The sequence below is a fragment of the Nocardia brasiliensis IFM 10847 genome (assembly GCF_000710915.1).
Classification (GTDB): Bacteria; Actinomycetota; Actinomycetes; order Mycobacteriales; family Mycobacteriaceae; genus Nocardia; species Nocardia brasiliensis_A.
This window is the reverse complement of record NZ_BAUA01000196.1, coordinates 22,720-36,995: the sequence shown is the minus strand read 5'-3', so window position 1 is coordinate 36,995 and position 14,276 is coordinate 22,720. Positions and strand designations below refer to the sequence as shown.

At 67.5% G+C, this 14,276-nt stretch carries 12 protein-coding genes; 8 read left to right on the top strand and 4 right to left on the bottom strand.

Annotated features, from left to right (window positions below):
- Positions 1 to 64 precede the first annotated feature (64 nt).
- Positions 65 to 1,591 (bottom strand): PucR family transcriptional regulator, encoded by a 1,527-nt coding sequence (locus NBRGI_RS38780; RefSeq protein ID WP_029902636.1) that lies wholly within the window; start codon positions 1,589 to 1,591, stop codon positions 65 to 67.
- A 134-nt stretch (positions 1,592 to 1,725) separates the two neighbouring features.
- Between NBRGI_RS38780 and NBRGI_RS38775 the strand changes: the two genes are divergently transcribed.
- The 4 genes from NBRGI_RS38775 to NBRGI_RS38760 all read left to right on the top strand — a co-directional run bounded on the left by NBRGI_RS38775 (position 1,726) and on the right by NBRGI_RS38760 (position 7,609).
- Positions 1,726 to 3,156, top strand: a complete 1,431-nt coding sequence (locus NBRGI_RS38775; RefSeq protein WP_029902634.1) for a gamma-aminobutyraldehyde dehydrogenase — start codon at positions 1,726 to 1,728, stop codon at positions 3,154 to 3,156.
- A gap of 11 nt (positions 3,157 to 3,167) precedes the next feature.
- Positions 3,168 to 4,715 carry an APC family permease gene (locus tag NBRGI_RS38770; protein WP_036562467.1) on the top strand — a complete coding sequence of 516 codons (1,548 nt, stop codon included), beginning with the start codon at positions 3,168 to 3,170 and terminating at the stop codon, positions 4,713 to 4,715.
- 79 nt (positions 4,716 to 4,794) lie between these two features.
- Positions 4,795 to 6,162 (top strand): 4-aminobutyrate--2-oxoglutarate transaminase, encoded by a 1,368-nt coding sequence (gabT, locus tag NBRGI_RS38765; protein ID WP_029902630.1) that lies wholly within the window; start codon positions 4,795 to 4,797, stop codon positions 6,160 to 6,162.
- Positions 6,155 to 7,609 (top strand): NAD-dependent succinate-semialdehyde dehydrogenase, encoded by a 1,455-nt coding sequence (locus NBRGI_RS38760; protein ID WP_029902628.1) that lies wholly within the window; start codon positions 6,155 to 6,157, stop codon positions 7,607 to 7,609. Before gabT ends, NBRGI_RS38760 begins: the two co-directional genes overlap by 8 nt.
- Before the next feature lie 23 nt (positions 7,610 to 7,632).
- Here NBRGI_RS38760 and NBRGI_RS47855 read toward each other — a convergent pair whose 3' ends face one another.
- Entirely contained in the window at positions 7,633 to 8,328 is a 696-nt protein-coding gene (locus tag NBRGI_RS47855) for a hypothetical protein (RefSeq protein WP_148311127.1), read from the bottom strand.
- A gap of 142 nt (positions 8,329 to 8,470) precedes the next feature.
- Positions 8,471 to 9,142, bottom strand: coding sequence for a hypothetical protein (locus NBRGI_RS44660; protein WP_051728364.1), 672 nt, complete (start codon positions 9,140 to 9,142; stop codon positions 8,471 to 8,473).
- Between the two features lie 178 nt (positions 9,143 to 9,320).
- Here NBRGI_RS44660 and NBRGI_RS38745 point away from each other — a divergent pair, with 178 nt between their 5' ends.
- On the top strand, positions 9,321 to 10,244 hold the full coding sequence (locus NBRGI_RS38745) for an alpha/beta hydrolase family protein (protein ID WP_235211255.1): 924 nt from the start codon (positions 9,321 to 9,323) through the stop codon (positions 10,242 to 10,244).
- Between the two features lie 34 nt (positions 10,245 to 10,278).
- On the opposite strand, the gene NBRGI_RS38740 is transcribed toward NBRGI_RS38745, so the two are convergent.
- Positions 10,279 to 10,608 (bottom strand): hypothetical protein, encoded by a 330-nt coding sequence (locus NBRGI_RS38740; protein WP_063726367.1) that lies wholly within the window; start codon positions 10,606 to 10,608, stop codon positions 10,279 to 10,281.
- 401 nt (positions 10,609 to 11,009) lie between these two features.
- Between NBRGI_RS38740 and NBRGI_RS38730 the strand changes: the two genes are divergently transcribed.
- The 3 genes from NBRGI_RS38730 to NBRGI_RS38720 all read left to right on the top strand — a co-directional run bounded on the left by NBRGI_RS38730 (position 11,010) and on the right by NBRGI_RS38720 (position 14,276).
- Positions 11,010 to 12,962 carry a GMC family oxidoreductase N-terminal domain-containing protein gene (locus tag NBRGI_RS38730; protein ID WP_029902619.1) on the top strand — a complete coding sequence of 651 codons (1,953 nt, stop codon included), beginning with the start codon at positions 11,010 to 11,012 and terminating at the stop codon, positions 12,960 to 12,962.
- A 285-nt stretch (positions 12,963 to 13,247) separates the two neighbouring features.
- A complete protein-coding gene (locus NBRGI_RS38725) occupies positions 13,248 to 13,634 on the top strand; it encodes an SseB family protein (RefSeq protein ID WP_029902617.1) in 387 nt (128 codons plus the stop codon).
- Between the two features lie 21 nt (positions 13,635 to 13,655).
- Entirely contained in the window at positions 13,656 to 14,276 is a 621-nt protein-coding gene (locus NBRGI_RS38720; RefSeq protein ID WP_029902615.1) for a type VII secretion target, read from the top strand.

Below are 14,276 nucleotides of genomic sequence, written 5' to 3'. Positions count from 1 at the left end.
GCACCTGGCCACCCGCTCGGCAACGAAATCCGTCGAATTCTGCGCTGCAGCGCGGCGGACACCGTCACGTGCGGCGCACCAGGATGGCGAGCAACAGCTCCGCGCGCACCCTGGCGTTGTCGAGGTCGCAGGCGAGCAGGTCCTCGACGAAGGCGATGCGCTTGCGCAGCGTGTGCCGGTGCACGCCGAGCGTCGCCGCGGCCGACTCCCACTGCCCGTTCGCCTCCAGAAAGGTGTGCAGGGCGTTCAGCAGGTCGGTGCCGTTGCTCCGGTCGTGCTCGACGAGCGGGGTGAGCACGGTGTCGGCCATCGCGTCGAGCACCTGCCTGGTCGCGTCGAACGCCAGCAGCGAGCGACCGGTCATCGCGTCGAATTCCACCGGGGCGCCGCCACGTTCGGCCACCGAAGCGGCCCGCGTCGCGTTCTCGGCCGCCACGCCCAGATCACGCAGCCGATGTCCGCCACTCAGCCCGATCCGGGTGAGTGTGCCTGCCGAAGAGCCGATTTCGAGCGCGAGGCGGCGCGCGAACGAAACCCCCTCGGAGCCGGGCAGCAGCACTGATACCCGCTGGTCCGCGATATGCAGGAACACCGGGTGCCCGGCGTCGTGCAGCGCCGCCGCCACCACGTCACGAACGTCGGACATCGTTGCGGCCGAATCGCATTCGGCGACGAGAACACGGATCCGGCCGTGCGCGTCGAGGACGGGCAGCAGCTGCGCCCAGGCGGGGGCCAGATCGGTTTCCGCGCTCAGCACCAAGGCGAGCGCCTGGCTGTTGAGCTGCTGCTGCGCCGCCTGCAACCGAACCGGTTTCGCGAAATCCAACGCCAGCAAGGAGTTCGCGTGCCCGAGCAGGATCTGATCCACACCGCTCAGCGGTGCCGCGCTGACCACCACCAGTTCACCGAACGAGCGGCGGTCGACACCTATCCGCTGATGCGTGATCGAGGCTCCGGAGGTATCGGTCCGGACGCTGCTGGCCGCAGCGGCCGGGTCGGCGGCGAGGGCGGCCCGGACCGCGCGCAGCAGCGCGTCCGACGGCGCCTCCGGATGACATTCGGTGACCGTGCCCGCCGCGTCGACGATCAGCACCGTCGCCGCCAGCGAGCCGGCCAGTTCCCGCACGATCGCCCGCGCGCCCGATTTAAGCAGCGCCTTGGTCATTCGCGGTTGTGCGCGCGAGGCCCGCAGCAGCGCGTCGTACTGCAGTTCGGCGACACGCGCGGACACCTTCTTGACCACGGCCGCGAACGGCGTCGGTAACGGCACCTCGAGCAGCGGGATACCGATGGCGTCGGCGGCGGCGATCAGATCCTCGGGCACTTCGGCGTAGGTGAGGCCGGTGCCGAAGCCGACCGCCGCCACCCCGCAGTCGTCGAACGCGCGCAGGTAGGCCGCGCGCTCCCGGCTGGTGCGCGGCAACCGCATGCCGGTGGTGAGCACCAGTTCGCCGTGGGAGAGCCAGGGAAAGGGATCTTCCAGTTCAGTGGTGAGCACGAGATCGACCTCGCGACCGACACCACCGGCGCCGCCCCGGAGCCGGAGTGCGAGATCCGCTTGGGACAACACCCAGCTAATCGGTACCGCCATCGATGGGAGTGTACAGAATGGCGAAGGGTGACCGACCGTTTCGCCACTTTGTCGAGAGGCGCGCGAGTGTGTCTCAGGGCACACTGATCGCAGGGCGAACCGAAGGACACGCCCCGAGAGATGGACGGTGAACAATGTCATTGCCGGTACTCGAGAACTTCATCGACGGCGAATTCGTGGCTTCCGGCGCCGCCGAAACAATCGATCTGGTGAATCCGGTGGACGAGACCGTGGTGGGCCGGGCGCCGATCTCGAACCGCGCCGACATCGATGCCGCCATGGCCGCGGCCGCCCGGGCATTCGAATCCTGGGGGCGGACAACGCCGAGCGCGCGCCAGTCCGCGCTGTTGAAGCTGGCCGACGCCATCGAGGCGCACTCCGACGAACTGGTCGAGGCGCAATGCCGCAACACCGGTCAGCCGAAAGCGGTGATCGCCGCCGAGGAGGTCGCGGTCAGCGCCGATCAGATCCGGTTCTTCGCGGGCGCGGCCCGAATGCTGGAGGGCCGACCCGCCGGAGAGTACATGGCGGGTTTCACCTCCTACGTCCGGCGCGAGCCGATCGGCGTGGTCGGGCAGGTGACGCCCTGGAATTACCCGTTCATGATGGCGATCTGGAAGATCGGCCCCGCGCTGGCCGCGGGCAACACGATCGTGCTCAAGCCGAGCGACACCACGCCGGAGAGCACGCTGGTGCTGGCGCGGCTGACGAAAGGCATTCTGCCGGACGGGGTTTTCAACGTCGTACTCGGCGATGCGAGCACCGGAACCGAACTCGTGAGCCATCCGATTCCCGGACTGGTGTCGATCACCGGCTCGGTGCGCGCGGGTATCGCGGTGGCGGGATCGGCCGCGCAGCAACTCAAGCGCGCACACCTCGAACTCGGCGGCAAGGCGCCGGCCGTGGTCTTCGGTGACGTCGATATCGACAGGGCCGCAAGCGGTATCGCCGAGGCCGCGTTCTTCAACGCGGGCCAGGATTGCACCGCGGCGACGCGCGTGCTCGTGCACGAATCGATCCACGATCAGCTCGTCGACGCGTTGGTCCGGAAGGCGGAAACGCTGAAACCCGGCCTGCCCGAGGATCCGGACACCTTCTACGGTCCGCTCAACAACGCGCGTCACTTCGCCGCGGTACTGGGCAAACTCGCCGCGCTGCCCGCGCACGTCAAGGTGGTCACCGGCGGACATCGACTGGGCGAGAAGGGCTTCTTCGTCGAGCCGACGATCATCACGCAGGTGCGCCAGCACGACGACATCGTCCAGGACGAGACCTTCGGCCCGGTGCTGACCGTGCAACCGTTCCGCGACGAAGCACAGGCCATCGAATACGCCAACGGCGTCCGCTACGGCCTGGCCGCCAGCGTCTGGACCAAAGATCACGCCACGGTCGAGCGCTGCACCCGCGCACTGGATTTCGGCGCCGTCTGGGTGAACTGTCACATCCCGCTGGTGGCCGAGATGCCGCACGGCGGCTTCAAGTACTCCGGCTACGGCAAGGACCTTTCCGCCTACAGCGTCGAGGAATACACGCGCGTCAAGCACGTGATGAGCGCACACGACTAGGCGGCGGATAGATGAGCACAACCAACGCCCCGGGTCCGGAATTGGTCGACAAAGGACTCGCCTCGGGGCAGGTCGGCGCGTTCGCCGGTGCCGTCCTGGGGGTTTCGACCGTCGCGCCCGGCTACACGCTGACCGCGAGCCTCGGCCTGATCGTGGCCGCCGTGGGTTTGAAACTGCCCGCCATCCTGATCGCGGGCTTCGTCCCGATGTTCCTCACCGCCTACGCCTATCGCGAGCTGAACTCGCGCATGCCCGACTGCGGGGCCTCGTTCACCTGGTCCACCAAGGCGTTCGGGCCGTACGTGGGCTGGATGTGCGGCTGGGGCATGGTGATGGCGACGATCATCGTGCTGTCCAATCTGGCCTCGATCGGCGTCGAATTCCTCTACCTGTTCCTCGCGCGGGTATCCGGCAACGCCGCCCTCGCCGAGCTGGCGGGCAACAAGGCCGTCGCTATCGCTACCACGCTGTTGTTCATCGCGATCGCCACGGTGGTCGCCGGGCGCGGCGTCACCACCAGCGAACGGGTGCAATACGTGCTCGTCGGATTCCAGATGGTGGTGCTGCTCGCTTTCGCGGTCGTCGCGCTGGTCCGCGTCGGCACGGGCGATGCGCCCGGCGGCTTGTCCTTCGCACTCGACTGGTTCAACCCGTTCGCCGGAATCACCTTGAGCGCGTTCGCGATCGGCGTCACCGGATCCATCTTCGCGTTCTGGGGCTGGGACACCTGCCTGACCCTCGGCGAGGAATCCAAGAACCCGGACAAGGTGCCGGGCCGTGCGGGCCTACTGTGCGTGCTGTCGATTCTGCTGACGTACCTGCTCGTCGCGGTGGCGGTGATGATGTACGCCGGGGTCGGCGAGAGCGGTCTCGGCCTGGGCAACGCGGCGAACGCGAACAATGTCTTCGGCGCGCTGGCCGATCCGGTGCTCGGCTGGGCAGGCCCGCTGCTCCTGCTGGCGGTGCTCGCCTCCTCGGTGGCCAGCCTGCAAACGACGTTCCTGCCCGCCGCCCGCACGATGCTGGCGATGGGCGCCTACGGGGCGTTCCCGAAGAAGTTCGCCGCCGTGAGCCCGCGCTTGCGGGTACCGGCGTTCAGCACCGTGGTCGCGGGCGTCGTCACCGGAATCTTCTACACCTTGGTGACCTTGCTTTCCGAGCACACGCTGATGGATACCGTTGCCGCGCTGGGCATCATGATCTGCTGGTACTACGGCATCACGGCGTTCGCCTGCGTGTGGCATTTCCGCGCCGAATTGTTCAGCAGCGCACGCAATGTCGTGTTCAAGTTCGCGTTCCCGCTGCTCGGCGGGCTGATGCTGCTCGCGGTCTTCGCGGTCTCCGTGCGCGAGAGCATGAACCCCGACAACGGCAGCGGTGCCTCGATCGGCGGCATCGGGCTGGTGTTCTTCATGGGCTTCGGCATGCTGTGCCTGGGCGCGGTCCTGATGCTGGCGGCGCGCTGGTGCAATCCCGGCTTCTTCCGCGACGGCGTGGCCACCCGCACGGAAACGGTGCCCGCCGAACCTGTTGTCCCCGCCTTGGTTCCGGTCGAATAGCGCCGGCACCACCTGCACCGCACGGGGCAGAACTCTATTCGGAGTGCCCCAGACAACTCGACCCGTTAGGGAGTCTTCGATGCTCGATATCGCCCACCGTTTAGCGCAGCAGCGCAAACTCGTCACCGCCCTGCCGGGCCCGAGGTCGGCGGCGCTCGCCGCCCGCCGCTCGGCCGTGGTGGCCGCCGGAGTCGGATCCTCGGTGCCGGTCTACGCGGCCGACGCCGACGGTGGCGTCATCGTCGATGTCGACGGAAACTCGTTGATCGACCTCGGTTCCGGGATCGCCGTCACCAGTGTCGGCGCCGCCCACCCGGCCGTCACCGCCGCGATCGCCGACCAAGCCGCACGTTTCACCCACACCTGTTTCATGGTCACGCCGTACGAGGGTTATATACAGGTCGCCGAGCAACTAGCCGCACTGACACCCGGACGGCACGAGAAACGCTCCGTGCTGTTCAACTCCGGCGCCGAGGCGGTCGAGAACGCGATCAAGGTGGCGCGCTTGGCCACCGGGCGCAGCGCGGTCGTCGCGTTCGATCACGCCTATCACGGCCGCACCAACCTGACGATGGCGCTCACCGCGAAGAACCAGCCCTACAAGGCGAATTTCGGCCCGTTCGCGCCGGAGATCTACCGGATGCCGATGTCGTATCCCTATCGCGACGGCGGCCTGTCGGGCGCGGCGGCCGCGCGGCGCGCGATCTCCCGGATCGAGGTGCAGCTCGGCGCCGACGCGGTGGCCGCGCTCATCATCGAACCGATCCAGGGCGAGGGCGGCTTCATCGTTCCGGCCCCCGGTTTTCTTGCGGCCCTGTCGGATTGGGCGGCGCGCAACGGCATCGTGTTCATCGCCGACGAGGTGCAGACGGGCTTCGCCCGCACCGGCTCCTGGTTCGCCAGCGAGCACGAAGGCGTCGTGCCCGACATCGTCACCATGGCCAAAGGCATCGCGGGCGGTATGCCGCTCGCGGCCGTCACCGGACGGGCCGAGCTGCTCGACGCGGTGCATCCGGGTGGACTCGGCGGAACCTACGGTGGGAACCCGGTGGCCTGCGCGGCCGCGCTCGCCACCATCGCGACCATGCGCGAGCTCGATCTGCCCGCCCGGGCCCGGGCCATCGAAGCCGCGGTGCTGCCACGGTTGCGCGCACTGGCGGCGCAGGTCGACGTGATCGGCGAGGTGCGCGGACGCGGTGCGATGCTCGCCCTCGAAATCGTCCGTCCGGGCACTACGGAGCCGGATCCGTTGCTGACCAAAGAAATTGTCGCCCAAGCGCTTTCGCGCGGCGTGCTACTGCTCGCCTGCGGCACCTACGGCAACGTGATCCGATTGCTGCCGCCGCTGATCATCGACGACGAGCTGCTCGCCGACGGCATCGAGGTGCTCGCCGAGGTGTTGCGCGACCGAGCCCCCGCGACCACCAGGAGAAACAACGATGCGTGACCGAACCGCCCTGCTCGACGAGGTGCCGACCGGGCTGTGGCTCGCCGGACGGCAGGTGGCGGCCGCTGACGCCGCCACGTTCCCGGTGCACGATCCGGCGACCGGTGCGGTGCTCGCCGAGGTGGCCGACGCCACGGTCGCCGACGGGGTGGCCGCGCTCGACGCCGCCGCGGCGGCGCAGCGCGACTGGGCGGCGCGGCCTTCCCGAGAACGCGCCGAAATCCTGCACCGGGCTTGGGAACTGGTACTGCAGCGGCGCGACGATTTCGCCTTGCTGATGACCTCGGAGATGGGAAAACCGTTGGCGGAGAGCCACGGTGAGGTTGCCTACGGCGCCGAGTTCCTGCGTTGGTTCGCCGAAGAAGCGGTGCGCGTACACGGCCGCTACACCCATTCGCCCTCCGGCAACGGCCGGATCCTGGTGACCAAACAGCCCGTCGGCCCCACGCTGGCGATCACGCCGTGGAACTTTCCGCTCGCGATGGGCACCCGCAAGATCGCGCCCGCGCTCGCCGCCGGCTGCACCATGGTGGTCAAGCCCGCCCCCGAAACTCCGCTCACCATGCTGCTGCTCGGACAGATGTTCGCCGAGGCCGGCTTGCCGCCGGGCGTGCTGTCGATCCTGCCGACCTCGCGCGCGGCCGAACTGACCGGCCCCCTGCTCGCCGACCCGCGCCTGCGCAAGGTCACCTTCACCGGTTCCACCGCCGTGGGCAAGCTTCTACTCGCCCGATCCGCCGACCGGATGCTGCGCACGTCCATGGAACTCGGCGGCAACGCCCCCTTCGTGGTGTTCGCCGACGCGGACCTCGACGAGGCGGTGGACGGCGCGATGGCGGCCAAAATGCGCAATATCGGTGAGGCGTGCACCGCGGCCAACCGCTTCCACGTCGACAACGCGGTGCGCGCGGAATTCACCGCGAAGCTCACCGCCCGCATGCTCGCGCTGAAGATCGGTCCCGGTCACCTCGACGGTGTCCAAGTGGGGCCGCTGATCAACGAGCGACAGCGAAACACGGTGTCCGACTTGGTACTCGACGCCGTCGCGAAGGGAGCCGTCGTCACCACCGGCGGCCACAGCCTGCCCGGCGAGGGCTACTTCTACGCGCCCACGGTCCTCGCCGATGTCCCCGCCGACGCCCGTATCCTGCGCGAGGAGGTCTTCGGCCCGGTCGCCGCGATCACGGGTTTCGAAGGCGAAGCCGAAGGGGTCGAGGCCGCGAACGACACCGAATTCGGCTTGGCTGCTTACATTTACACCAAAGATCTGGACCGAGCCTTTCGTGTCGCCGAAGCGGTCGAGTCCGGCATGGTCGGCGTCAACCGCGGCATCGTCTCCGACGTCGCGGCCCCCTTCGGCGGCATGAAGCAATCCGGTCTGGGCCGCGAGGCGGGCACCGAAGGTATCGAGGAGTACCTCGAAACCAAATACCTCGCATTGCGCTGAGAGCCCGGCCGTGAGCTGAAGGGTCAGGAAAGCCAGCCGAGCGCGCGTTGCGCCGCGACCGCGGCCGCTTCGGCCGTGTTCGCGGCGATCCGGCTTTCCGCCGAGCTGCCGCTGGTATCCACTGCGCCGGCGGCGAACACGACGTCTTCAGTGGTTGTTTTCAGATCCAGGAGATCCTCGGGCAGCTTGTCATCATCGTGCTGTTTACCATCCTCGGGATAGCCACCACTCAACGCGTCGCACAGCCCGGATTTCAGCACGTTATCGCCGCTCGCACATTCCTCGTAGCCACAAAGCTCGCCGCCGTTCATCGCGACGTATCGACACACACTGAAGTTCACGTCCTTTGCCCATGCCTCATATAAGCGAGGATTGGCCGCGGACTGAGCGTCCCTGGGTTTGGACGGCGCCTTCATGTCACCTTTGACCTCGAAAGGCGAAAATTTGGCCGATTCCGGCAATGCGTCATAGCGGGCGATCGCGCTGTCGAGCCTTCTCCGCTGGCAACTGTCGATCGTTTCAGCGTCGCCGGACTTCTCTTCCTCGGCTGTGCAGAGTTTCGGCGCTGTGGGCAGCGAATCTGCCGAAGCGAAGACCGTAGGTACCACCAGAAGTCCGATGCACAGCGCGAGAAGCGTTGCGACCGAGAGGTAACGCCGAGCTCGCCGAGGTCTCGCCCGCTGCGCGACGATGCCGACGACATCTGCCGAGGGAAGCATGCCCTGCCCCTTTCGTATGCACCGCGTAAACTTCCGGACGGCATATTTTCCAGCACCCCGGCCGTGATCCGCCGCAACTGCGGCGGCGCCGGAGTGTTCGGCGGGGCCGGGCTCGACAGCGGGGCAATCGACGGCGCTGCCGCTATCGGCACATCAGGAATTTCAGCCTTCCCGCGTAGTCGACGGGCAGATAGCGTTCCGGGCCGGTGGTCCAGGGCTGGGCCGACCGGGGGTCGTATCGGTCGGGCATCGCAACGTCGGCCGGTGCTCCGGCTGTGAAACCGGCCGCCGACGTTGTACGAGTTGCGCGCCACAGGTGATCGCGGAACGCGACAACACCCGCGATGTCGGTGTCACGAGCACTACCGCGCAACGCGGCGACCTTCGCGGCGACGCCCTCGGTGGACAGATAGATCGGCGAACCGTCCGGATTCGTGTCGCCGTCGATGCTGATCACATCGTGCATGGCATACCGGGACCGCAGTACCGCCGCGATCTCCGACTGCGCGAACACCGGGATGTCGCGCGTACCCCGCGCGGCGACGACCGCGTCGGCCAGCGCCTCGTTGACCGGTCCCGGTTCGTGGTCACCGCTGGACGGATCGGCCGGACTCCGATATCCGAAGCTGTACGCGACGATCATCGTCAGAGATTCCGCCGGTCGGGTGGGCACGGTCCACAAGTCCGGCGTCGCACAGCCTGCCGGTGCGATCGGTTCGGCGGCCGCCGAACCGCAGTACGACACCGCGCCGGCCAGCGCGACCGCGGCCGCCACCACCGACACGGTGCGCCAACTGTGGATTCTCCGGTCCATGCATTCACTCGCTTTCGCCGAGTCCTTGTCTCGCGGCCACGTATGGGCAGCCCCTCGATCATGCGCTGAACCCGGTCGGCGCGCGCCCTGGAGTGACGGTCGACACCTGTTGTCCGTTGCCTGCCATATCGGACACCGGCGGCCAGTAGGGTGGCGGCGATGCGCCAGGGAAGAGGAGGTGCCGGCCATCATGGTGTTCGGCCCGCGGCGAGTCCGCCGACTAGTCGTTGCCGTCTTGGCCGCGCTGGTCACCCTGGGGATCGCGTACGGGCCGCGTGAACCCATCGCACCGGCCATGATCAGTTCCGGCATTGTTGCCGCCACCCCGGACCGGCCGTTGCGCATCGCGTACGACACTGCGCCGGACTGTTTCGGCGAGCTCTATCTGCCGCGCACCGGACCCGGCCCGTTTCCGGTCGTGGTGTTGATCCACGGCGGCGGCTGGTCGCAGAATCGAACGCTCACCCAATTCGACGCACAGTCAACGGCTTTGGCGGAGAACGGGGTGGCGGTGTGGAACATCGAATACCGCCGGGTCAACGGTGCGGGCGGCTGGCCGGTCACCCTCACCGACGTCGCGGACGCGGTTCTCGCGCTCGCCACCACCGTGCAGCAGCAGTCGGGTAATGCGCTGGACCTACAGCGGATTCAAGTCGCCGGGCACTCGGCGGGCGGTCATCTGGCCGCCTGGGTGGCCGGCCGGTTCCAGCGGTCGCCCGAGCCCAAGGCGCTGCGAATCCGCAGTGCCACCCTCATGTCCGCGGTGCTCGATCCCGAATACGCCGTCACCAAAGGGCGCGACGGATTCGTCCGGAAACTCCTCGGCGGCTCGCCCAGCGAGGTCCCCGAACGCTACCGATACGCCTCCCCCATCGCTCATCTCCCGACCGGCGTACGCATCACCGCCTTGCACGGCGACGCCGACACCGTCGTGGCTCCGGAACAAAGCCGCCGTTATGTGAACGCGGCCAGACGCGCGGGCAACAGTGCCGACCTGCGGCTGCTGCCGGGCACGGGGCACGGCGAATTCGCCGACGCCACCTCCTCGGCGTGGGCCCTCGCACAACAGGTCATCCTCGACCACGCCGAGACTGTGCGCTGATCCACCATCGCGTTCACTCCAGGTCGGCGATCGGTCAGGACGTAGACGGGCCACGTTGTCCAGGAACAGGATTCGGGATGCGGACGAATGCGCCGGTGGCGGTGTCGATTCGGTGGGCGCCGCGGAGGGTGTCGGGGCTGGTGCCGACGGCGACCTTCAGGTCCTTCGTGCGGTGACCGGCCTCGGCGGCGCTGCGGCGGGCGGCTTCGATCGCCTCCGCCTCAGGGAGGTCGCGTCCACCGGCGAAGACGACCGCGATGTGCTGGTGGATGATTCGGCCGGACCCGGGTTCGTACAGGGCGACGGTTCGGACGCTGTCGACCTCGGGCACTTCTCCAGCGCCCTGCAAGAGTGGAAATTCCATCTCGACTCCTTGGAATGTGCTGGGGTCAGGCCCAGATGAACCAGTTGACCACCACGTCGGTGTGGCAGTTGTCGGAAATCAGCAGCCCGCTGACCTCGGTGATATCCACTGCCCCTTCATCTGATCACCCCTCCCGAAGTGGCACCAGAACTGTGCCATCCATCCGCAGCGTGTCAGGAACGCCGCCCGGACACCACGATCCGGTCTGCTCAGCGAACCGGACTGCAGGCAACCGTCCGAGCGTGCGGTGGCGCACACTGCCGGAAGCACTCGCCGCACACCGGAAAGTAAATCTACATTCTTCTGCTGCAAGATCCCTACCTGCATATATGGACCAAAGTGGGTACTACACACGCGTCGCATGGTTAACTGCGTCCGGCAGTGGAGAAGGGGAGATTCGGATGGAGCCGACGGCCGAGCAGCGGGCAGCGCTGCGGATGATCTGCGATACCTTCGTTCCCGGCGACGGTTCGACGCTGCCGTCGGCGAGCGAGCTCGGGGCGGTGGACACCGTGTTCCGGCTGTTGCGGCGCAGCCCGCGGGAGGCCGATCGCAAGCAGCTGGCAATGCTGTTGGGGTGGTGGGATTCTCGGCTGACCGGCTTGCTGCTCGGCGCGGGACCGCGACGGTTTTCCACACTGTCGCAACAGGAACGGGAACAGGCCCTGCTGCGCCTCGGTGATTCCCGGCTGGGGCCGGTGCGTGCGATCTTCCAAGCGCTCAAACAGGCAGCGTTGCTGGCCTACAACGTGACGCCCGGCCCGGCGGGCACCAATCCGCTGTGGCGCGAGATCGGCTATCCCGCACCGAGCGGACCGCTCGGCACCGCCCCCGCACCCGCGCTCACGCCCTTGCGATACACCGAAAACGCCACACTCACCTGCGATGTCGTCATCGTCGGATCGGGGGCGGGCGGCGGCACCGCGGCAGCCGTGCTGGCCGAAGCGGGCCTGGACGTGATCGTGTTGGAGCGCGGAAGCTACTACGACGACCGGGATTTCGGCGCGGGCGAACTCGCGGCCCTGGAACAGCTCTATGCGCCCGGCGCGAGTTCCGCGGAGGGGCAGATCACCCTGGTCGCGGGTACCTGTCTGGGCGGCGGCACGGTCGTCAACTGGAGCACCTCTCTGCCGACTCCCGACTCTGTCCGCGCGGAATGGGCCGCGCTGGGCGCCGAGCAGTTCGCCGAGACCGAGTTCGACCGAGCACTGAAGGTGGTGAGCCAACGACTGGCCGTCACCGACACCCGGTCGCCGCTCTCGGCCCGCGACGGCGTGCTGGAACGCGGCGCACAAGCGCTCGGTTGGGCGGTCGACACATTGCCGCGCAACGTGACCGACGCCTGCGACGCCGGAAAAGAATGCGGTTCTTGCGGTTACGGCTGCCGTGTCGGCGCCAAACAGTCCGTCACCAAGACCTGGCTCGCTGACGCGGCCGCCGCCGGTGCGCGGCTGGTCGTCGGCGCGAACGTCCGCCGAATCCACGTGACACACGGTCGCGCCGAAGGCGTTTCGGCGATCACCGAGTCCGGGTCGCAGATCGAGGTGCGGGCCCGCGCCGTCGTCGTCGCCGCGGGCGCGGTACAGACGCCCGCGCTATTGCGCCGATCGGGGTTGGGCAACGAGAACATCGGACGCCACCTACGCCTGCATCCGGCCGCCGCGGTGTTCGGCGTGTTCGGGGCGCAACTGCGGGGTTGGGAGGGCGCGCTGCAGGGCCGAATCTGCCGTGAGCACGCCGATCTCGACGGCAACGGCTACGGCGTCATCTACGAGACCGGGCCGGTGCACCCCGGCCTCGCCCTCGGCTTCATGGGATGGCGCGGGGCGGACGCCCACCGTCGCACCCTGCTCGAATTCGCCCGCACCACACCGATCGGCATCATCACCCGCGACCGCGACTCGGGCACCGTCACCGTCGACAAATCCGGCGAACCGATCGTCAACTACCGTCTCTCGTCCTACGACGCCGCACATCTGCACACCGGGATCGAAGGCGCCGCAAGCATTCTCGAAGCAGCGGGGGCCCGCCGCATCTTCTCCGGCCATCAGGCCGGCGTCGACTACGAGCCCGGTCGCCGCGGCTCACACGCCGAATTCGCCGCCGCGTGCCGTGCCGCGGGCTACGCGCCCGGACGCTGTGCGATGGGTGCCCTGCACATCATGGGCTCGGCCCGTATGGGCGGCTCCCCGCAGCTGTCCGCAACCGATCCCGACGGCGCCACCTGGGACGTCCCCAACATCGTCGTCGCCGACGGCTCCTGCTTCCCCACCGCCTCCGGCGTCAACCCGATGATCTCCATCGAAGCGATCGCCCACATGAACGCGAAGAGGTTGGCCGCCAAGCTGACCTGAGCTGTCTTCGACACGATTCGCCCCGGTTCGAGACTGTCCCGACGACCGAACGTGGTGCACCGCCGGACGACCTTTATGCCCCCAATTCTATTGGCACGGGCCGATGCCCGCGAATTGCCACCCCCTTCGCCGACACGTCTCGCGACGCAGTTTGAAATCGTTCGTGCCGGTAGAAATAGGGGCGCTCCAGCAAACTGGTAGCACCTCGACTGGTCGCGGGATGTGCGTACACTCTGTTGAACTCGTTCAGCGGACAATGCATAATCACAGGGGAGGGTTCGGGGGATGTCCGACGCCGACGGCCGGGGAATTCTGCGCGGTGAAATCGCCGCATTCTATGCCGGTTTCGGTCAGGCCGAAGCTTTGCAGGCCGCATTTCGGCAGGCAGCGCTGTTCGTGCCGGTGACCGACGACGAGCGCATCTCCACGTCACAGGTGTGTGGTGTCGATTGGCTGTGTGCGTTCACCAGCGTCGAGGAATACGCCCGCTACATGACGGCGCGAGGCTATCTGGCCGAAGACGGTATCGAAGCCGACCGGGAGTACCGGTACCACACCCTCTCCGGTTGGCGACTGCTCGACTACGCCGAATCGTGCAAGCAACCCACCGGCATCGCAGTAGACATCGTCGGGTCGACCCCGATGGCATTTCCACCCGAAGTAACCGAGTAACACACGAATCGAGGGGGCAGCGTGACCCAGCAGGTGAAGGTCGATCCTGCGGTGCTGCAGCAGGCCGCGAAAGGCATTCAGTCCACCATCGGTGAGCTGTCGAACCTGGGCATCGGCGAAACCGGCAACATGGGCCGCGGTTTCGCCCTGCTCACCCTGTCGACGATGGAGGCGGGCAAGCACACCGTGCAACAGACGTTCGAGGAGTTCACCGAGCGCTGGTCGTGGGGCGTACGGGCACTGGTGCAGGCGGGCAACTCGATCGCCAAGACGCTCGGTCTGGCGGCCGGGCGCTACCACGAGATGGACGAGAAGGCCGAGGGCATGCTCAAGAAGATGTGGACCCACCTGGCGGGCAACCCACATCTCACCGACGAGCAGATCACCGCCCGTTCCTGGGGAGACACCTTCTCCGACAACGCCTTCAACCACATTCGCAACGCGGACTACAGCATGCAGTCGTTCGACAAGGCGAACCAGAAGATCATGACGAACTTCAAAGTGATCGAAGCGGTCGCTCCGCAGGCGATCGCGAATGTGTCCCCGGTCAGCGGCAGCCTGCTCTCCGGCCAGACACCCGGGTGGGACACCGGCGCCGCGAAGAAGGCCGCCGAAATCATGAAACAGTCCGAGGGGCAATAG